We start from the raw sequence: 19300 nt of genomic DNA, 5'->3' as shown, positions 1-19300 counted from the left end.
TCGGCATGCTGAAAGCCGTCAACCCGACCACAGGTGAAGCGATACGCGAAGTGCCGTGCTGGGACCAATCCCGGCTGCACGATGCCGCCGGGCATGCCGAGCGGGCCTTCGACACCTGGCGCAGGAGCAGCTTCGGAGAACGAGCGGACCTGCTGCGGAGGGTGGCTGCGCAGATGAAGTCTCGCTGTGAGGAACTGGCGCCCCTGATGACCGAGGAAATGGGCAAACCCATTCGCGAAGCCCGCGGCGAGGTCATGAAGGCCGCCTGGTGCGCGGAACATTATGCAGAGCACGGCGAACGGTATCTGGCCCCTGTGGACATCGACTCCGACGCGGCGCGCAGCTATGTGCAACATTTGCCCCTCGGTCCTATCCTGGGCATTCTGCCCTGGAATGCGCCCTTCTGGCTCGCTTTTCGCTTTTGCGCCCCGGCGCTGATGGCCGGAAATACCTGCCTGATGAAACACGATCCCCACGTGCCCGGCTGTGCCCGCGCTATTGCCGACTTGTTTGAGGCCGCAGGTGCACCGACCGGCGTCTTCCAGAATGTCCCGGCGATGACCGAAGACGTGGAGAGCCTGGTTCGCCACCCGGCCGTGCGTGGGGTGTCGTTTACCGGCTCCACCCGTGCGGGCAGCGCCGTGGCTGCGGTCGCGGCTTCCGAAATCAAGCCCGCCGTGCTTGAGCTGGGCGGGTCGGATCCGGCCATTGTGCTGGCCGACGCCGACCTGGACAAAGCCGCTGAAGTCATCTGCCTGTCCCGCATGATCAATGCGGGACAGTCGTGTATCGCGGCCAAACGCATTATTGTGGAGGCATCCGTGTACCCGCAGATGGTGGAGCGCTTGCAAGCTCGACTCGAAGGCCTTCGGGTAGGCGACCCCAAAGATGAGGCAACGGACGTGGGCCCGCTGGCCCGGAGCGACCTGCGCGACAATCTGCACCGTCAGGTGGAGGAAAGCATCGCCGAAGGGGCCCGGTGTGTCTTGGGAGGCCAGTTCCCCGAAGGTCCCGGCTACTTCTATCCGGTCACCCTGCTCGCGGACGTTCGCAACGATATGACTGCGGCCTGCGAGGAGACCTTCGGACCGGTGGCGGTGGTATTGCAGGCGGAAGACGCCGAGCACGCGCTGAGCATCGCCAACGACACGGAATACGGTCTGGGCGCCGCTCTCTGGACCGACGGCAAGCGCGGCGAGGCCTTGAGCCGGGAAATCGTCAGTGGCCAGGTGGCTGTTAACGGCATTGTCAAAACCGACCCGCGCCTGCCCAGCGGGGGTGTGAAGCGGTCCGGGTACGGGCGGGAACTGGGGCCCCACGGCATCCATGAGTTCGTCAATGCCCAGCAGGTATGGATTGGCGGCTAGCGGTCGGTCGCCTGTTCGCCTGGTCCCCGATCAGGCGAACAGGGTTACGATATGCCGTAAACGCTCCGCGAGGAACAGGCACTGACGTGCTGGACCGGCACGCGGAAGGGTAGACGTTGGTAGGCTTCTTCCAAGGTCTGCTGCGGGCGGGAATTCCGAGTCACGCGCTTTACCGTTAAACTTCCCGGCGGTGCGGGCGGTCCAACAAGCCCGACAATGATGATCGATTGGGGTACTCGTCTTCGAGTCATGTATTACGGCGAACGATTTAACAGCATTTCACATCTGGTGGGCGCCGCCCTGGCTCTGGTTGGCTTCGGCGCACTACTCACGGTGAGCATTCAATCCGGCGACGCCGGAACCATCGTCAGCTTCTCCATCTTTGGCCTGACCCTGGTGTTGCTGTACACCATGTCCACTCTGTACCACAGCTTTCATCCGCATCGCATCAAATCCATTTTCCGCAAGCTGGACCATGTGACTATTTACCTGCTCATCGCCGGCACCTACACACCCTACATGGTGGTGGCGCTCGGGAATGATGTGGGTTATCGAATGCTGGGGATCGTCTGGGGGCTGGCAGTCGCAGGCCTGCTCCTGGACGTGCTTAATCCGAACCGCGTGGAGTTACTGCAACTGGCCGTCTACCTGTTTATGGGCTGGATCTGCGTGTTCGAGTTTCCCACCCTGCAGGCTTCGCTCCCGACTCAGGGACTCATCTGGCTGACCGTCGGCGGGGTGGCCTATACAGTGGGGATCGTTTTCTACGTCATGGACGGGCTGCAGTTTTTGAAGCACTCCCACGGGATCTGGCACATTTTCGTGCTGGTCGGTTCCGTATCCCACTTCATCTCCATCATTGGCTTTGTTCGCTGATCAGGCTTGGCGCCTTTCTCCCGGGCCGGGCATAATGCGTGGCTCCCGGGCGGTGCGATTAGGCTGCTCCGCTGACGGGAGCAGATGGCTTCAAGCACCGGATGTGAACCTCTGATCAGACGTCGACTCGACCGAATGATGAACCCCTATATCAAACAGCTTCCCAACGTGCTGACCAGCCTGCGGCTGCTGCTCGCAGTTCCCGTTTGCATCTTCATTCTGCAGGAACGCTACGCGGAGGTGTTATGGATTGCCGCCATCGCCGCGTTCACTGATGGCATCGACGGCTGGTGGGCCCGGAAAATGGGAGTCCAGAGCCGGTTTGGCGCGGTGGTCGATCCAATCTCGGACAAGGCCCTCCTCATGGGCGCATTCGTCTGTCTGGCACTGGTAAACGCCATTCCGCCGGGGGTGGCAATCATCGTGGTCCTGCGAGACCTCGTCATCGTAGGCGGCGCCCTCAGCTACCACTGGCTGATTGGCCGCTTCCAGATGGCGCCGACGTTCTGGGGCAAGGCGAGCACACTGGTGCAGGTGTGCTATGTGCTGATGGTCATCACCCAGAAGGTCTACCCCGTCTTTCCGCTGTTCCTCTTCAAATTTGGGACCTTGCTCGTGATTGCCCTGGCACTGATCAGCGGCGGCAACTATGTGGCGGTCTGGAGCCGCAAAGCCTGGACCGCAAGCCAGCAGAATTAGCAGGCTGCTGGAAAGCCCTTTTAGACGGCCTGCCGGGCCGATGACGATGGGTTCGCGAATCAGGCCGCCTGAGTGGCTGATCTTCGCGGAGGTTTGCGGGCGGGCCGCCCCCGTGCGGAATGGGAGGTCGATTAGGCCTCAGATTTCACTGGGGCCGGCTGCCTGAAGGGCAGAATCTCAAGGCGTCCTTTCTCGATGAACTTCACCAGGATCTTGTAAATGTCGTATTCGATGTTTCGCGTCTGTGAGTGCTGAGCCAGCGTATCCGGCGAACGGGAGGAGGCCAGGTGGCACCACTGGTCGACCAGGTGATAATCCTCCCCCTCCCGGATCAGGATCGGTCCTTCATAGGGCCAGACTGCGAACCGTCGGGGTGCAAAGGCTTCCTGTAGGCGGGCGTTGTAGGCCGCCGGATCTTCCGCACCTACACAGGCGCCGGCACATCGCTTGAGCTGATGGGCAAAACAGGCGCCACTTCGCGCTTTCTCCAACCCCGTCAGGCGGTGACAGAGCCGGGCCGCGTCGCAGGCCTGGCGCAGACACTCCTCGGCCATGCGCCGCGATCGGAACAGCCCGATGACTGAGCTCAAATCATCGGCCGGCAGCGACGCGGCGCTGCGGGGCGCCAGAGTCAGGTAACCCCGTGAATCCCGACCCACGGCCAGGTACCAGAGCATTTTTGTCTTGCGCAACTGACGATTGTAGATGGGTCGGCGCTCTTTGATGAGCCGCGCTTCCAGCAACTGTGCGCCCAGGTCTCCTCCGGTGCGCCGCCAGTCGATGCGGGCAATCTGGCTGCACATCTCCAGTTCCCGGTCGCTGGCGTGATCGCCGGAAAAATGGGATTTCACCCGATCCCTGATCTTCACGGACTTGCCGACATACAGCAGCGTGTCCTTCTCGTCGTAGAACAGGTAAACCCCGGGAGTATTGGGCAGATCGTCGACCGCCGCCTCGGACAGGCCGGCCGGGAGGGTAGGCCGCCGCAGTTGCGGCTCCAGCGCAGCCTGCACAGAGTCTGCGCCCAGCGTGCGGCTCCATTTGGCCATCAATTGCACCAGCAGGTCCGCATCACCCATGGCCCGGTGCCGGGCTTCCACATGGAGCCCGTGGTGGTGAATCAGACTGTCCAGGCCATGGCTGCGCAACTCGGGCGTCAACCGGCGCGACAATTTGACGGTGCACACCACCCGGGTGCGATAGTCCAGCCCAAGGCGCCGGAACTCATTTTTGAGGAAGCTGTGGTCAAAGCGGCTGTTGTGAGCCACCAGAGTTCTACCCAGCAATCGACCCATTAGCTCTTCGGCGATCTCCGCAAATACCGGCGCATCCGCCACCATCGGGTCGGTGATACCGGTCAGCGAACTGATGAAGGGTGAAATCGGCGTCTCGGGATTGACCAGGGTCTGATATTGATCGATGACTTCCCCGTCGAGAACCTCGATCAGACCGACCTCGGTGATGCGGTCCGATCCGGCCCGGGAACCGGTCGTTTCCAGATCAAGAAAAACAAAGTGGCCTTTGGGAAACTGCATGGGCTGGATTGGTCGGGGCATCGGTGTTGGGATGTTCCGAGAAACAAGGACACCTGACCGATCGGGCACTGAGCGCACAGCGCTTCAGCCCGTGAGGAGGTACTGATTTCTACGGAAGGTCCCCCAACTATAGTCGCGGGGAAGCCACTGTACAAGGAAACAGCCCTTCAGCCTCCCTCGTAGGCCCAACAACGAAACCGATCGCGAGCTTCCGAACTATGCACCGAAATGTGACTCCAGAAGGTCACGCAGTTGATTCACCTGGTCCTCCAGAACGAAGGCGAAATTTGCGCGCGTCCGGGAGTTGACCCGGCTGTCGCCGGTTTCCACCTGGGTGTGAACGGCGCAAAGTGCCTGCACCTTGTCAATGGACTGAAGGATCTGCTCCTCCAGGTCGTCGCACTCCCTTCGATTGAGCGTCTCCACAATATCCTGGTTATTGATTGTTTTCTGCAGCATTGGCGCTTCCCCAAATGGCTCGATGAAATTGTTCCACCCTCTCACCGGAGCTTTGAATTTCTTTTTTTTCCTGTCAAGAAATCCGTTTCCGTCCGCCCCCCGGTCAGCTTTGTTCAGGGGGTGGCCGCTTTTGGTCCACTGATAACGCGCCAAGAAGAAAGCATTCGCGCCACGGTGCATCTTCTATATGACGCAGGCGCTATTCTGCTCCTTCCTCAACCAGAAAAAGAAGGAGATTCACCATGGAAACATTGGGCAATTCACACATCGCAGGGATCGGCACTTACCTTCCTCGCGCGGTGGTCAGCTCGGATGAACTGATGAAGGAAGTGAACAGCGAGCGTTTCGGCGTGCCGGCGGAGTATCTGTCACGCCACATTGGTATTGAAGAACGCCGCGAGGCGGACCGATCCCAGTGCCCGTCGGACCTTGCGAGTTTGGCGTCACAATCCGCATTGAGGGATGCTGGTGCCAGTCCTGATGAGGTAGACTTGATCATCTTCACCGGCATCACGCGCGACTACGAAGAACCTTCGACTGCACATAACGTACAGCATAAGATCGGTGCGTCGCGCGCTGCCTGCATGGACATCTCGAATGCCTGCCTGGGCTTCATGACCGGCCTTTCGGTCGCGGATGCCTACATTAACAGCGGGATGGCGGAAACGGTTCTGGTGTGCTCCGGCGAAGTTCCGAGCCAGACCCGCGATTTGTTCATGCCTTTGCTGAAGAACACATCCGATAAAAGAGTGTTCAAGACAAAACTCGGAGTGTTAACAGTGGGCGATGCCGGCGGAGCGATGCTGATTCGTCGCAAGCAACACCGCGACCAGGGCTGGGAATGGTTCCGGACCGAGTCCGATGGAGCGCATTCGGAGCTTTGTTACTACGCAAAGAAACCGGGCGGCTTCGAAGGACAGATGGTTATGGACAAGATCTGCGCCGTCACCCTGACCCGCCATGCGAAGGTCTACAAGAAAGCGAGGGCGAAGGTGAGCTGGTTTGGTCCGGGCGCCGACGTTAGTTACTGCCATCAGGTGGGAGCGCCTCCCCACCGGGTACTTGCGCAGCGCTTCGATCTCGATCCGGCCAAAGCTCCAATCAGCTACGACAGGTTCGGGAATCTGACCACAGCAACGATTCCCGTTCTCATGGACTTGAACCGACCGCAACGGGGACAGAAGATTCAGTTCTTCTGCTCGGGAAGCGGCATTTCGGTATTTCAGGGTGGAATGATATTTTGATTGCGTCCCTTCCCGGTTACGCTGCATTCAGCCTCTCGGCTCTGCTTCTGAAGATCCTCATCCTCTGGATCGGCAGAGGTGAGCTGAGGGCTGTCAATCGCTGGTTTCTGGTTTTTTTCGGAGCCCTGTTTTCCATCAATATTCTGGAGTTGGTGGGCTTCCTGTATCCAGCGGGCGGTCGCCTCGCGCTCATGTTCCTCACGGTCTATCACCTCTCGGTGATGGCCATGGGGCTGTCCTTTCTGGCAACCGCACTCTCGGTGACCGGAAAGTTGAGCTGGCGAGTGCAGCAGGGGCTTGTGGTCACGATCATTGCCCTCGGTGCACTGATCGTGTGGCCCGGAGCTGTAATCAAGGGTGTGGTTTCCCTTGGTTACACCTCCACCCGGGTTCCGGGTCCACTCTACTGGGTGTTCCAGGCTTTCCTGCTGGGCACCCTCGCCTGCAGTGTCGGCGCTTTGGCCTTTCATGCGCGCTGGAGTTCCTCCCAGTTGGTACGAAGAAAAGCCAAGGCGCTGCTGATATCCATCAGTCCGATCTTTGTGGCGGTGGTGACCGTTCTGTGCCTGATGCAGTTCGGGGTCCGGATTACCGGATCCGTTATTGGCTCCTGCGCGATTCTCATGTTTCTCGCGATATTTCTGATCACCAACAACGAGCACCAACTTTTCAAGTTTCTCTCCTACGTTCCTCACACTGAGGAATTCAAGATGATCAGGGCGTTGAAACACGTCGTTTACAACATCGATACAGTCAGCCTGCCGGAAGCCCTTTCGCGATTCGAGGCCGCTCTGATTACCGAGACCCTCTCCCGCTATGACGGGAACAAGACCTCCGCCGCTGCGGCTCTTGGCATTTCCAGGACCAGTCTGCGCAGAAAACTTCTTCGGGAATAGGATCACGGACAACAGTTGGAGCATACGTGGCCGAATCCTTCCTTCCCTTCGCGACTCTCAGCCTCGCATCCATGGCGATCAAGTTCGCCTTGCTGTTCTTCCGCAATGTTCGTCGGACCCTGTCAAACCCTCGCATCTGTGTTTTTTTCCTCGGCCTGCTGGGCCTGAACCTTTTTGAGCTTTTCTGCATTCTGTACCGGCACGAGGACGTTCTCGGCCTGGCAATACTCAAGGGGTACTACATCAGTTGTTTCATCTCCAGCGGGGCTCTGGTCTGCATTATCCTTCAGATCAACGGCAAGCTCGCCGTGAAATGGCAGACGATAACCATCGGCAGTTCCCTCTTTGCATCGATCGTTGTCCTTCTCCCCGGCCTGTGTATCGCCGGAGTCCAGTGGATCGGATACAGCCTGTCGCGGGTGGCAGGACCCTATTACTGGGTTTTTCAGGTGGTTTTTCTCGCGCAGCTCGCCGGGGGAGTCATTCTGCTGGCCCGGGAGGTCACGGGCAACGAGAACCCTAGCGTTCGACGGAGGGCCAAGGCCCTGTTGCTGGCCACTTCCCCGCTGTTTGTCGCAGGTGTCGGAGTCGTGGTGCTGATGGAGTTCGGAGTGCAAATCAACGGAGTCGCAACCGGATCGTCGGCGATACTGGTTTTCCTGCTGGCGGTTATCGCCACGGAGACCGAGGTCGTTCGTGTCACCGCTGCCCCGAGCGAGGAGAAGCTATTCCGGCTGCTGGCCGTATGGCCGGGAACGTCGGAGTTCCGGTGGACCGGAGTTCTTCGCGAAGCGGCGTGGAAGCGGGAATCCGCCGGCCTCCAGGCCAGCGTAGGGGCGTTCGAACGCGCGGTGATATTGCAGGTATTGAGTCGCTGCGGCGGTAACAAAAAGCTTGCAGCGGAACGACTGGGCATTTCGCGAGCGACGCTGCGACGCAAACTTGAACAGCTGCAGCAATCTTCCTCCTGTACGGCACCACAACAGGCTGCCCAGGGGAGTTCGGCTCCGCGGTCTGATCCATCCTCCCCCGAGCCCCAAACCGAGGCGGGGTAGAGACTCCCGCCCATCTGCCTTAAACTCCCCTCTTGCGGATTCACGATTTACCGAAACAAGAGGCGAAGCCATGAACGGTGCAGAAAGTCTGGTTCAAACCCTGCTGAAAGCCGGTGTCGATACCTGTTTTACCAACCCCGGTACCTCCGAAATGCATTTCGTGCGGGCGCTCGGCAACGAACCGAAAATGCGTTCTGTGCTGGGCCTGTTCGAAGGAGTATGCACCGGCGCTGCCGATGGCTATGCGCGAATGACCGGCAAACCGGCCGTAACTTTGCTCCACCTGGGCCCGGGTCTGGCAAACGGCACGGCCAATATCCACAACGCCCGCCGGGCGCACTCTCCCATGGTGAATCTGATCGGCGACCACGCCACTTACCACCTGCAGTACGATGCTCCGCTGGCATCGGATGTGAACGGGTTGGCGAGGGCCTTTTCCGATTGGGTGAGATCCTCCGCAAATGCAGACTCGGTGGCGGCGGATGGAGCAGAGGCGGTTCGCGCCGCTCTCACTCACCCGGGGCAGATTGCCAGCCTGATTGTACCTGCCGATTGCGCCTGGAATGAGACCGCCTCTGCGGCTGAGCCGCTGGCGGTTCCCGCGGCGCCTGCGGTCTCGGGCGAGCGGATCGAGGAGGTGGCCCGGGTCCTTAACTCCGATTCCGGTGCCAGGACGGTCATCGTCGTGGGTGGCCCGGGAACTGATCAAGCTCTGCTCCCGGCGCTGGATCAAATAGTCCAGGCCAGCGGCGCAACAGTTCTTTACGAGACCTTCAACGGCCGTACCCGCCGCGGCGCCGGGCACCCGGCATTCGACCGGGTCGCTTATTTCGTGGAGATGGCGCAGGAGCAGTTCAAGGACTGCGACCACGTGATAACCATCGGGGCGAAATCCCCGGTTGCGTTTTTCGCCTACCCGGACAAACCCAGCACACCGCTGCCCGAGGGCTGCCAGCAACATGTACTGGCGGAGGCCCACGAAGATGTGGCTGGAGCGGTGGACGCCCTGGTGCAGGCACTGAACGCGGGCACGTTCAAACCGCGCATTCAGGAGGAGCGCCGGCCCGAACTGCTCACTGGCGCCCTGAGTCCGAAAAGCATCGGGTTCGCCCTTGGCGCCCTGCTGCCCGAGGACGTGATCATTGTGGACGAAGCGGCTACCTCGGGCGGACCCGCCACCGGACTGACTGCGGGGATTCCAGGCCATGACTGGCTGCAACTGACCGGGGGAAGTATCGGCTACGGGCTGCCCGTAGCCACCGGGGCCGCGGTTGCCTGCCCTGACCGCAAGGTAGTGTGCCTCCACGGGGACGGCGGAGCCATGTACACGATCCAAGCGCTGTGGACCCAGGCTCGAGAGAACCTGAATGTTGTGAATGTGATTTTTGCCAACCGCAAGTATCAGATCCTGCAGGTTGAGTTGATGCGGGTAGGCGCCAGCAGCCCCAACCAGAAGACACTGGACATGCTCGACATCTCCCGCCCGGACCTGAACTTTCAGCAGATCGCTCAAGGCATGGGGGTCAACGCCACCCGAGCCACCACCGCCGACGAATTCAACGAGCAGTTGAAGCGCGCTCTCGCCGCGGAAGGACCGCAACTCATCGAGGCGGTGTTCTAAGGAAAGCCCAGTCCGTCGCGCCTTACAGGTCGGAGGCTCAACAACCTTCAGCCATAAAAAAACCCGCCGAGGCGGGTTTTTTTATGGCTCGAGCAGCAGAGTTTACTCGCCTTCGGAAGGCTGAGGCTCTTCTGTGCCAGCCGCATCGTCACGCTTGGCTTCCTTGATGGAAAGCTTGATCCGACCGCGTTGGTCCACGTCAAGACACTTCACGCGGACCACATCTCCTTCGTTCAGGTAGTCCGATACGCTGTTCACCCGCTCATCGGCGATCTGCGAAATATGAACGAGGCCGTCCTTGCCGGGAAGGAAATTCACGAAGGCCCCGAAGTCAACGATCCGAACCACCGTACCTTCGTAGATCCGACCAATCTCGGCTTCCGCGGTGATGGCAAGAATCCGATCAGTTGCCGCTTTCAGGGACTGCGCGTCGTCGCTGTACACCCGCACGGTGCCATCATCATCGATGTCGATCGCCGCTCCGGTTTCCTCAGTCAAGGCGCGAATCGTTGCGCCGCCTTTACCGATGATGTCACGGATCTTGTCGGTATCGACCTTCATGATCTCAAAGCGGGGCGCGTTGTCGGATACTTCCGTGCGCGAGGTGGAGATGACCTTGTTCATCTCGCCCAGAATATGCAGGCGAGCCTGGAGTGCCTGCTGCAGGGCAGTCTCCATGATCTCCTCGTTGATCCCTTCGATCTTGATATCCATCTGCAGGGCGGTGATGCCCTGTGAGGTACCCGCGACTTTGAAATCCATGTCGCCCAGGTGATCTTCGTCGCCAAGAATATCGGTAAGAACGGCGAACCCGTTGTCATCTTTCACCAGACCCATGGCGATACCGGCCACGGGCGCCTTGAGGGGTACACCGGCATCCATCATGGCCAGGCTCGCGCCACACACGGAGGCCATGGAGCTGGACCCATTGGATTCGGTGATCTCACTCACCACCCGGATGACGTACGGAAACTCTTCAGGCGAAGGCATGACCGCTGCTACACCGCGGCGAGCCAAACGGCCGTGGCCGATTTCACGGCGACCGGTGCCGCCCATACGACCCGCTTCACCGACGGAGTAGGGAGGGAAGTTGTAATGCAGCATGAAGGGATCTTTACGCTCGCCTTCCAGCGCATCGATGATCTGTGCATCGCGCACGGCACCGAGGGTGGCCACAACCAGCGCCTGGGTTTCACCGCGGGTAAACAATGCCGAGCCGTGTGCCTTCGGCAACACGCCTACTTCAACGTCGATGGGCCGTACGGTCTTCTGGTCGCGGCCGTCGATGCGCGGCTGCCCATCGATGATGCGCTTGCGTACCAGTTTCTTCTCAACGGAAGAGAAAACCTTCTTCACATCGTCCGCATCGATGCCACTGTCTTCCGTGGCGATTTCCGCGGCGGCTTGCGCTCGCAGTTCATCGAGGCGCTCGCGACGCTTCTGCTTGTCGGTGATTGTGTAAGCAACCCCGATGGAATCTTCGAACCCGCTTTTGACCCGGTCGATCAACGCGGTGTTTTCGGCAGGCGCCTGCCAGTCCCAGCGCGACTTGCCGGCGTCGCGGGCCAGTTCTTCACACGCCTGCACGACTACCTGCATCTCCTGGTGTGCATAGAGAACCGCACCCAGCATGATATCTTCCGGCAGTTCGCTTGCTTCGGACTCCACCATGAGAACGGCTTGCTTTGTGCCTGCGACGACCATGTCCAACTCGGAGGACTTCAGCTCCTCATAGCTGGGGTTCAACAGGTAACCTTTGTCGGTGGTGAAACCAACACGCGCCGCACCGATCGGACCGTTGAACGGAATACCGGACACGGCCAGCGCCGCGGAGGTACCAATCATTGCGGGGATATCCGGGTCCACAGTCTTGCAGGTGGACATGACAGTACAAACAACCTGTACTTCATTCATGAAGCCGTCGGGAAACAAGGGGCGGATCGGACGGTCGATAAGCCGCGAAGTGAGGGTTTCCTTTTCACTTGGACGGCCTTCGCGCTTGAAGAAGCCGCCGGGGATCTTGCCCGCTGCGTAAGCCCGCTCCTGATAGAACACGGACAGCGGAAAGAAGTCCTGGTCGGGCTTCGTGTCCTTTGCACCAACTACGGTACACAGCACGCTGGTTTCGTCCATAGTGACGAGCACGGCACCCGTCGCTTGTCGGGCGACACGGCCCGTCTCGATGGTTACGGTCTGGTTACCGTATTCGAATGTTTTAATCACTGGATTCACAATAGTATCCTTCTCAAATATTCGGTCGTCTTCTTATTCAGTGTGCACCGGATGATCCTTTGCGATCTCCGGCTTCGAGTGTTTTCGTGACGTCCCTGCTCTGAACAAAACGCGGAAGGGCCCGCGAATGCGAGCCCTTCCGACAGCTTTAGCGACGCAGTCCAAGCTTCTGGATCAGTTCGGCGTAGCGATTGACATCCTTGCCTTTCAGGTAGTCCAGCAGCTTGCGGCGCTGATTCACCATGCGGATCAAACCACGACGAGAGTGGTGATCCTGCTTGTGAGCCGCAAAATGCTCCTGAAGTTTGTTGATGTTGGCGGTCAGCAATGCGACCTGTACTTCCGGAGAGCCGGTATCGCCCTCGGACTGCTGATATTCCTGAACAATCTTTGCCTTTTCTTGGGCATTCAATGACATGTCAATTTCCTCGTTTAATATGCGACGTTTCCGGACTCCAGCAAGGTCGCCGGAATCCATCGGTTCAGCCCGCCCGTGCACATTTACAGGTGGGCTATATTACCGGACCGCCAAGCTTCGCCAGCAATGCTGGTTGATGGCGGCCGTCCGGTAAACTCTTTGCGTCTGACCGGTGCTCGACGAGCTTCAGGTCAGACCAGCAGGCGTTTCGGCGCCACCCGACCATCGTCGGTGATTTCGCCAACGCCCAAAAAATCGTCAGTTGCGGAAAAGACCCGCACCATATCACCTTCAGAACCAATCTGATAGACCTGGGGGTCCATCACCGGCTGCCCCTGACGGAAGTAAAACGCACTCTGCTCGGGCAGGTTCAAGGGCGGCATCTGACGAACCGGTGCATCGCTGGGCAACAGGTGATGATCCAGCGTTTCCGCCCGCTGGTCGCCCCGTTCCGCATCCAGCTCGTCCAGCAAAAACGCGTTTTCGATGTGGAACGGACCGGCCTGGGTTCTGTGCAGACTGGCTACATGCGCGCCGCAGCCCAGTGCTTTGCCGAGATCCTCAGCGATGGTACGGATGTAAGTCCCCTTGCTGCAGTGGATGTCCAGGGTCACCGCAGCGGGGTTTCCGGGCTCGAAGGACAAAACATCAATACTGTAGACCTGGACCCGGCGCGGTTCCCGCTCAACAGTCTTCCCCTCGCGAGCCAGTTTGTAGAGGGGCTGCCCCTTGTACTTTATGGCCGAGTACATGGAGGGAACCTGCTCGATCGCGCCGACGAAGCTCTTCAACGCGGCGTCGACCATTGAGCGGTCCACCCGGCTTGCGTCCGCTTCCGCAATTACTTCCCCGTCCGCATCGCCCGTCTCAGTGGCGATTCCCAGGCAGAAAGTGCTCTGGTAGCGCTTGTCGGCGTCCAGCAGGTACTGTGAAAACTTGGTCGCCTCTCCGAAACAGATGGGCAGGATACCCGTGGCAAGCGGATCCAGGCTTCCGGTGTGTCCGGCCTTGGCGGCAAAAAACAGGCGCTTGGCTTGCTGGAGCGCGGCATTGGAGGTAATTCCCGATGCCTTATTCAATAACAGCACCCCATTGACCGGGCGCCCTTTAGGCCGTCTGCGTGACAAACCTTACCTCATCATAGCAATCACGGGCCCGGAAGCCCGCGTCGTAAAAAACATTGAAGACGACCTGCGGTCTGTTGAAAAAGAGCTTTTCAACAGCCGGCTAATCGTCGCTCCTGGGGCGTACCGCCTGGTCAATCAGATGCGAGAGTCGCTGGCCTTCGACCGAGGTCTTGTCGTACACAAAGTTCAGACGCGGAGTGCTGCGGCTGTTGAGGTTCTTCGCCAGCAAGCTGCGAAGAAAGCCCGAGGCCTTGTTCAGGATTGCAATGGACTGCTTGATCCCCTCGTCCGATTCGTCGCCGACAAAGGTGACAAAGACCCGTGCATTGGAGTAGTCGCGGCTGACATCCACCTGGTTGATGTTAACCAGCCCCAATCGGGGATCCGAGATCTCGCTCTGAATCAGTTGGGCCAGACTTCTCTGAATCTGGTCCGCCACCCTGACCTGGCGGCTGAATTCTTTTGGCATGCTAGTCCCCGGGTGACCTTACCTGATGACGGCGGAAGCTGCTTACAGCTCCCGCGCAACCTCTTTCACATCGAAGACTTCGATCTGGTCGCCGACCTTCACGTCGTAATCTTTCACCCCGATACCACACTCGATGCCGTTGCGCACTTCGCTGACGTCGTCCTTGAATCGACGCAGGGACTCCAGTTCCCCTTCGTAGATAACGACGTTATCGCGCAGTACACGGATCGGCTTGTTCCGATACACCGTGCCTTCGGTCACCATGCAGCCGGCCACCTGGCCAAACTTGGGCGATTTGAAAACGTCCCGCACCTCGGCAATGCCCACGATCTCTTCCACTCGTTCGGGAGCGAGCATACCGGCCAGAGCGCTTTTCACCTCGTCCAGCAACTGATAGATAATGCTGTAGTAACGCACCTCCACCGATTCGTTCTCCGCCAGTTTGCGGGCCGAACTCTCAGCGCGAACGTTAAAGCCGATCACGATTGCACCGGCAGTCAGAGCCAGGTTTACATCGTTTTCAGTAATTCCACCAACGCCGGATGAAACGATATTGACCTGAACTTCTTCATTGCCAATATCCATGAGCGCTGACTGAATCGCTTCCAGCGAGCCACGAACGTCCGCCTTGAGTACAACCGGCAGCACCTTCTTCTCGCCTTCAGCCATGGAGGAGAACATGTTCTCCAGCTTCAGCGCCTGGCTGCGTTGGAGACGTTCCTGCCGCTCCTTTTCCGCCCGGTGCTCGGCAACTTCCCGGGCTTTCTTCTCGTCGGGGGCGACGACAAAGGAGTCACCTGCCGCGGGCGCCGAGTCGAGGCCGATAATTTCCACCGGGGTGGAAGGGCCCGCCTCTTTCACGCGTTCAGCCAGTTCGTTGGTCATCGCCCGAACCCGACCGAAGGATTGCCCGGCCAGAATGATGTCACCGGTGCGCAGGGTGCCCTGCTGTACCAACATGGTTGCTACCACGCCGCGGCCCACTTCCATACGGGATTCGATAACGACCCCTCGGGCAGGGGCGTCGACCACGGCCTTCAATTCCTGCATTTCCGCCTGGAGAGAAACAGCGTCCAGGAGCGCGTCGATGCCTTCACCCGTAAGAGCGGAAACGTGGACGAACTGGGTATCGCCGCCCCATTCCTCAGGGATCACATCCTTCGCAGACAGTTCATTCTTGACGCGGTCCGGATCGGCCGCTTCCTTGTCGATTTTGTTCACGGCCACAACCATGGGAACGCCAGCCGCTTTTGCATGCTGAACGGCCTCTTCGGTTTGCGGCATCACGCCATCGTCTGCGGCAACCACCAGAATGACTACATCCGTGCTCTGAGCGCCGCGCGCCCGCATGGAGGTAAACGCGGCGTGGCCCGGTGTATCGAGGAACGTGACCTCGCCGTGGCCGGTTTTCACCCGATAGGCACCGATGTGCTGGGTGATACCGCCCGCTTCGCCGGACGCCACCTTGGTGTTACGGATGTAGTCAAGCAGTGAGGTTTTACCGTGGTCCACGTGACCCATTACGGTGACAACGGGAGCTCGCGGCAGCTGCTCACCTTCGACGGCGATGGTTTCTTCCAGCCGCTCCTCAACTTCGTTACCGGTTACGAGCTTCGCTTTGTGTCCCAGCTCTTCCACAACCAGTTGAGCAGATTCCTGATCAATGGCCTGGTTCATGTTGGCCATTACACCCAGCTTCATCAACTGCTTGACCACTACGCCCGCCTTCACATTCATCCGTTGAGCCAGTTCGCTCACCACGATGTTTGCGGGAATCTCGACCTCGTGAATAATCTTCTCCGTCGGCTTCTTGAATTTGTGCTTGTTAACAAGCTTCAGCGGCTGCTTGGGCTTGCGCGGTGTTGTCGGAATCAGATCTGCCGCGGTGGCATCACCGGCGTCATCTTCCGTCAGAGCGTCGTCAATCAGCAAGTCCAGGCGCTTCGCCTTCTTGGGCCCGGCCGCAGCGGCACGCTTGCCCTTCTTGCGCGGCTCGGCCTCTTCCTCTTCGCGATGCTTTTCCTTGCGTTTTCCGTGCTTGATCCGTTCCTCTTCTTCGGCCTTCTGGCGGGCAGCTTCCTTGGCCGCTGGAGTCTCTGCCTTCGCAGCTTCAGCGGCTGCCCTGGCCTTCTCTTCCTCAGCCCGGCGAGCGCGCTCCTCTTCGGCCAAACGCTCGCGCTCGGCTTCTTCGGCGCGACGCTTCATCGCTGCCTGACGCTTCATCTCGATCTCGTCGACCCGATGTTCCGGCGTCGCCGCGGCCGGGGCAGGAGTGGGCTCAGGGGCCGGAGTTGGCGTGGGCTCCGGCACGGGAGTTGGCTCCGGTTCCGGTGCCGGTGGCGCTTCGGGCTCGGGAACCGGCGCCGCTTCCGCTTCTTCCGCGTCGCGCTTCACGTAGGTGCGCTTCTTGCGCACTTCCACGTTCACGGTTTTTCGAGCCGACCCACTTCCGGTTTTGAGTGTGGTGGTGGTTTTGCGCCGCAAGGTAATCTTCTTCGGTGCCGCGTCACGGGCGCCGTGGCTGTCCTTCAGGAAGGTCAGCAAGGTCTGCTTTTCCGCATCGGACACGACCTGGTCGGCGGAACTGTGCTGAAGCCCCGCTTCCTTCATCTGGTTGAGTAGCCTCTCTACCGAGGCGCCTACGGATTTGGCGAGTTCGCTAACTGTTACTTCTGCCATTCTGTTTCCCCAGCCTCTCTTTCGGGTGAATCTCTAAAAACTGTATCTCCGCCGGTCGCGGATCACCTGTTGCTGATTGATGAGCAGTCGCCAGATCGGGCCGTCACGCCACGCAAAGGGACTACGTTAGTCGTCTAGTTTTTGGATTCACCCCTCAATTCGTACATTTACTGATTGCCCTCTGAGGCCTGCACTTCCGCAAACCAGGGCTCGCGGGCTTTCATGATCAATGCGCTGGCGCGATCCTGGTCAATGCCTTCGACATCCAGCAGTTCATCGACCGACTGCTCCGCCAGGTCTTCCATGGTGACGATGCCGCGGCTGGCCAGCTTGAAGGCCGTAGGCTTGTCCATGCCTTCCATCGTCAACAGATCCTCGGCAGGCTCAACCTGCTCCAGTTGCTCTTCATTCGCCAGCGCCTGGGTCAACAAGGCGTCCTTGGCCCGAGAGCGGAGCTCCTCGGAGATTTCCTCATCGAAGCCTTCGATGGAAAGCATTTCCTCCAAGGGAACGTAGGCGACTTCTTCAAGAGTGGTAAAACCCTCTTCTACCAGTACAGTCGCCACATCTTCATCGATGTCCAGTGCGTCCATGAAATTCTGCATCACGCTGCCGGTTTCTTCCTGCTGCTTTTGCTCCCAGGTTTCCGTGCTCATCACGTTGATGTCCCAACCGGTCAGCTCTGCGGCAAGACGAACGTTCTGCCCGCCGCGACCGATGGCCATCGCGAGGTTGTCCTCGGCCACCGCCACGTCCATTGAACCGGCGTCTTCGTCCACTACGATGGACTCGATCTCCGCAGGTGCCATGGCGTTAATCACAAATTGTGCCGGGTTGTCGTCCCACAAAACGATGTCGATACGTTCATTGGCCAGCTCATTGGAAACCGCCTGAACGCGGGACCCGCGCATGCCCACGCAAGCACCGACCGGATCAATGCGGCCGTCATTCGTGTTGACGGCAATTTTGGCTCGCGAGCCGGGGTCGCGGGCCGCGGCCTTGAGCTCGATGATTTCCTCTGAGATTTCCGGCACTTCGATCTTGAACAGCTCGATGAGCATTTCGGGGCAGGCGCGACTCAGCTTCAGTTGTGGTCCGCGGGCCTCCGGGCTGACTTCCATCAGCACGGCACGGATACGATCGCCCATCCGGAAGATCTCGCGGCCAACGAGCTGATCGCGGGGCAACAGGCCCTCGGCATTGTTGCCAAGGTCGACGATGATATTGTCCCGCGTTACTTTTTTGACACTGCCACTGACCAGCTCTCCGATGCGGTCCTGGTACTCCTCAATGATCTGTGCCCGCTCTGCCTCACGGACCTTCTGAACGATCACCTGCTTGGCAGTTTGTGCAGCAATGCGGCCGAACTCCACGTTTTCGACCTGCTCTTCATAAACGTCGCCCGGCTGAAGGCCGGGATCTTTTTCGTGTGCTTCTTCAAGCGTGAACTCGGTGCCCAGCGCCGCGACCGTATCATTATCGCGAACCAGCCATTGACGATAAGTTTCGTAATCACCCGTCTCGCGGTCGATCGCTACACGGATATCCGAGTCTTCGTCGTATCGCTTCTTGGTGGCTGTCGCGAGCGCCACTTCGATGGCTTCGAAGATAACGTCGCGATCTACGCCTTTCTCGTTTGATACCGCGTCGGCGACCAGCAAAATCTCTTTGTTCATGCTTAACCTCGTTACTTGCCCCGCCCCTTTTTGCCGGACAAATCGGAAAATCCGGGGGCCACATTGGCCTTGTCAATCCACTCAATTGGCAGCAGATACTCGTGATCCTCCACCACCACCTTTACTTCGTCGTCTTCCACGCCCGTAAGCAGGCCCTTGAACTGGCGTCGTCCCTCAAATGGTGTACGCAGCCGCACCTGGACCCGCTCACCGGCATATTCCGCGAACTGCTCCAGCGTAAAGAGCGGCCGGTCCACACCCGGTGAAGACACCTCCAGGTTGTACTCGCCCTGAATCGGGTCTTCCACATCCAGCACACTGCTTACCTGCCGGCTTACTCTTTCGCAGTCGCTCAGATTGACTCCGTCCGGCTTATCAATATAGATCCGCAGTGTTCCGCGATGCCTGCCACTGGCGTGGTATTCAAGCCCCCACAACTCACAGCCCAGGGATCTGGCCACGGGCTCGACCAATTCCACCAGGTGATTAGGCGCATTCCGAGCCATCGATTACTCCTCGGGCGGGCCTCGCGGCCCGCAGATACAAAAAATGGGCACCAAGGCCCATTCACGCCGCCGCATCTCAGCGGCTGCCCGGAGCTCGGCTCCAGACCATCAAGATACGAAAAAGCCCCTAAGAAGGGGCTTTGACGTCAGCGCATCGGCGCCTGAATCCGCGAAGAGAATACATCTGGAGCTCTTCAAGACTGGGCGTCGCCTGACGAGCACTGCCGACTCTGCCGCCCCGGGAAAAAAGCCATACCCAAGCTACTGGGCGCTTTCTTAGAGTGCCACTTCCGGAAAAAGTGCCACCGACATCTCACGGCAACGGCCTCAAGAACCGCTCGCCGACTGTAGTGCCAACAGTCCGACTCGTCGGGCTGCTGTCTACTGGCACTACATCGTAATTGGTAGCGGGGGCTGGATTTGAACCAACGACCTTCGCCG

General features: G+C 59.3%; 16 protein-coding genes. 7 read left to right on the top strand and 9 right to left on the bottom strand.

Features of this window, described 5'->3' with window-relative positions; translation table 11 throughout:
• The first annotated feature begins 5 nt into the window (after positions 1-5).
• The 3 genes from ACURWW_RS08850 to ACURWW_RS08840 all read left to right on the top strand — a co-directional run bounded on the left by ACURWW_RS08850 (position 6) and on the right by ACURWW_RS08840 (position 2942).
• Positions 6-1367: an NAD-dependent succinate-semialdehyde dehydrogenase gene (locus ACURWW_RS08850; protein ID WP_445616450.1), complete on the top strand. Its 1362-nt coding sequence runs from the start codon at positions 6-8 to the stop codon at positions 1365-1367.
• A gap of 216 nt (positions 1368-1583) precedes the next feature.
• On the top strand, positions 1584-2243 hold the full coding sequence (gene trhA, locus ACURWW_RS08845) for a PAQR family membrane homeostasis protein TrhA (protein WP_445616449.1): 660 nt from the start codon (positions 1584-1586) through the stop codon (positions 2241-2243).
• A 135-nt stretch (positions 2244-2378) separates the two neighbouring features.
• Entirely contained in the window at positions 2379-2942 is a 564-nt protein-coding gene (locus ACURWW_RS08840) for a CDP-alcohol phosphatidyltransferase family protein (RefSeq protein ID WP_445616448.1), read from the top strand.
• Between the two features lie 131 nt (positions 2943-3073).
• On the opposite strand, the gene ACURWW_RS08835 is transcribed toward ACURWW_RS08840, so the two are convergent.
• Positions 3074-4477, bottom strand: a complete 1404-nt coding sequence (locus ACURWW_RS08835) for an exonuclease domain-containing protein (protein ID WP_445616447.1) — start codon at positions 4475-4477, stop codon at positions 3074-3076.
• A 216-nt stretch (positions 4478-4693) separates the two neighbouring features.
• Complete coding sequence (locus tag ACURWW_RS08830; RefSeq protein WP_445616446.1) at positions 4694-4936, bottom strand: hypothetical protein; 243 nt, start codon at positions 4934-4936, stop codon at positions 4694-4696.
• 242 nt (positions 4937-5178) lie between these two features.
• Here ACURWW_RS08830 and ACURWW_RS08825 point away from each other — a divergent pair, with 242 nt between their 5' ends.
• The 4 genes from ACURWW_RS08825 (at position 5179) to ACURWW_RS08810 (ending at position 9752) form a co-directional block, all read left to right on the top strand.
• Positions 5179-6180, top strand: coding sequence for a 3-oxoacyl-ACP synthase III family protein (locus ACURWW_RS08825; RefSeq protein ID WP_445616445.1), 1002 nt, complete (start codon positions 5179-5181; stop codon positions 6178-6180).
• Positions 6177-7076 carry a helix-turn-helix domain-containing protein gene (locus ACURWW_RS08820; RefSeq protein ID WP_445616444.1) on the top strand — a complete coding sequence of 300 codons (900 nt, stop codon included), beginning with the start codon at positions 6177-6179 and terminating at the stop codon, positions 7074-7076. Before ACURWW_RS08825 ends, ACURWW_RS08820 begins: the two co-directional genes overlap by 4 nt.
• 26 nt (positions 7077-7102) lie before the next feature.
• Positions 7103-8131: a helix-turn-helix domain-containing protein gene (locus ACURWW_RS08815; protein WP_445616443.1), complete on the top strand. Its 1029-nt coding sequence runs from the start codon at positions 7103-7105 to the stop codon at positions 8129-8131.
• A gap of 70 nt (positions 8132-8201) precedes the next feature.
• Complete coding sequence (locus ACURWW_RS08810) at positions 8202-9752, top strand: acetolactate synthase large subunit (RefSeq protein WP_445616442.1); 1551 nt, start codon at positions 8202-8204, stop codon at positions 9750-9752.
• A 102-nt stretch (positions 9753-9854) separates the two neighbouring features.
• Here the strand turns inward: ACURWW_RS08810 and pnp are convergent, their stop codons facing one another.
• From pnp to rimP, 7 genes are all read right to left on the bottom strand, one after another.
• Complete coding sequence (gene pnp / locus ACURWW_RS08805; protein WP_445616441.1) at positions 9855-11984, bottom strand: polyribonucleotide nucleotidyltransferase; 2130 nt, start codon at positions 11982-11984, stop codon at positions 9855-9857.
• A 148-nt stretch (positions 11985-12132) separates the two neighbouring features.
• On the bottom strand, positions 12133-12402 hold the full coding sequence (gene rpsO, locus ACURWW_RS08800) for a 30S ribosomal protein S15 (RefSeq protein WP_445616440.1): 270 nt from the start codon (positions 12400-12402) through the stop codon (positions 12133-12135).
• 191 nt (positions 12403-12593) lie between these two features.
• On the bottom strand, positions 12594-13529 hold the full coding sequence (gene truB / locus ACURWW_RS08795; RefSeq protein ID WP_445616439.1) for a tRNA pseudouridine(55) synthase TruB: 936 nt from the start codon (positions 13527-13529) through the stop codon (positions 12594-12596).
• A 100-nt stretch (positions 13530-13629) separates the two neighbouring features.
• A complete protein-coding gene (gene rbfA / locus ACURWW_RS08790; RefSeq protein WP_445616438.1) occupies positions 13630-13998 on the bottom strand; it encodes a 30S ribosome-binding factor RbfA in 369 nt (122 codons plus the stop codon).
• Between the two features lie 42 nt (positions 13999-14040).
• Positions 14041-16677, bottom strand: a complete 2637-nt coding sequence (infB, locus tag ACURWW_RS08785; RefSeq protein ID WP_445616437.1) for a translation initiation factor IF-2 — start codon at positions 16675-16677, stop codon at positions 14041-14043.
• Positions 16678-16844: 167 nt separating this feature from the next.
• The gene (gene nusA / locus ACURWW_RS08780) at positions 16845-18353 is read right to left on the bottom strand and encodes a transcription termination factor NusA (protein ID WP_445616436.1); all 1509 of its coding nucleotides are present in this window, start codon (positions 18351-18353) and stop codon (positions 16845-16847) included.
• Between the two features lie 11 nt (positions 18354-18364).
• Positions 18365-18859: a ribosome maturation factor RimP gene (gene rimP, locus ACURWW_RS08775; protein ID WP_445616435.1), complete on the bottom strand. Its 495-nt coding sequence runs from the start codon at positions 18857-18859 to the stop codon at positions 18365-18367.
• Positions 18860-19300 lie beyond the last annotated feature (441 nt).

The sequence above is a fragment of the Gilvimarinus sp. F26214L genome (assembly GCF_054401055.1).
The sequence above is the reverse complement of the archived record's forward strand: the minus strand, read 5'-3'. Positions and strand labels throughout refer to the sequence as shown.

What these genes read in the sequence shown, in the direction of transcription:
- ACURWW_RS08850 (WP_445616450.1), top strand. Translation starts at nt 6, where the DNA reads ATGCTGAAAGCCGTCAACCCGACCACAGGTGAAGCGATACGCGAAGTG.
- trhA (WP_445616449.1), top strand. Translation starts at nt 1,584, where the DNA reads ATGATGATCGATTGGGGTACTCGTCTTCGAGTCATGTATTACGGCGAA.
- ACURWW_RS08840 (WP_445616448.1), top strand. Translation starts at nt 2,379, where the DNA reads ATGATGAACCCCTATATCAAACAGCTTCCCAACGTGCTGACCAGCCTG.
- ACURWW_RS08835 (WP_445616447.1), bottom strand. Translation starts at nt 4,477, where the DNA reads ATGCAGTTTCCCAAAGGCCACTTTGTTTTTCTTGATCTGGAAACGACC.
- ACURWW_RS08830 (WP_445616446.1), bottom strand. Translation starts at nt 4,936, where the DNA reads ATGCTGCAGAAAACAATCAATAACCAGGATATTGTGGAGACGCTCAAT.
- ACURWW_RS08825 (WP_445616445.1), top strand. Translation starts at nt 5,179, where the DNA reads ATGGAAACATTGGGCAATTCACACATCGCAGGGATCGGCACTTACCTT.
- ACURWW_RS08810 (WP_445616442.1), top strand. Translation starts at nt 8,202, where the DNA reads ATGAACGGTGCAGAAAGTCTGGTTCAAACCCTGCTGAAAGCCGGTGTC.
- rpsO (WP_445616440.1), bottom strand. Translation starts at nt 12,402, where the DNA reads ATGTCATTGAATGCCCAAGAAAAGGCAAAGATTGTTCAGGAATATCAG.
- rbfA (WP_445616438.1), bottom strand. Translation starts at nt 13,998, where the DNA reads ATGCCAAAAGAATTCAGCCGCCAGGTCAGGGTGGCGGACCAGATTCAG.
- infB (WP_445616437.1), bottom strand. Translation starts at nt 16,677, where the DNA reads ATGGCAGAAGTAACAGTTAGCGAACTCGCCAAATCCGTAGGCGCCTCG.
- nusA (WP_445616436.1), bottom strand. Translation starts at nt 18,353, where the DNA reads ATGAACAAAGAGATTTTGCTGGTCGCCGACGCGGTATCAAACGAGAAA.
- rimP (WP_445616435.1), bottom strand. Translation starts at nt 18,859, where the DNA reads ATGGCTCGGAATGCGCCTAATCACCTGGTGGAATTGGTCGAGCCCGTG.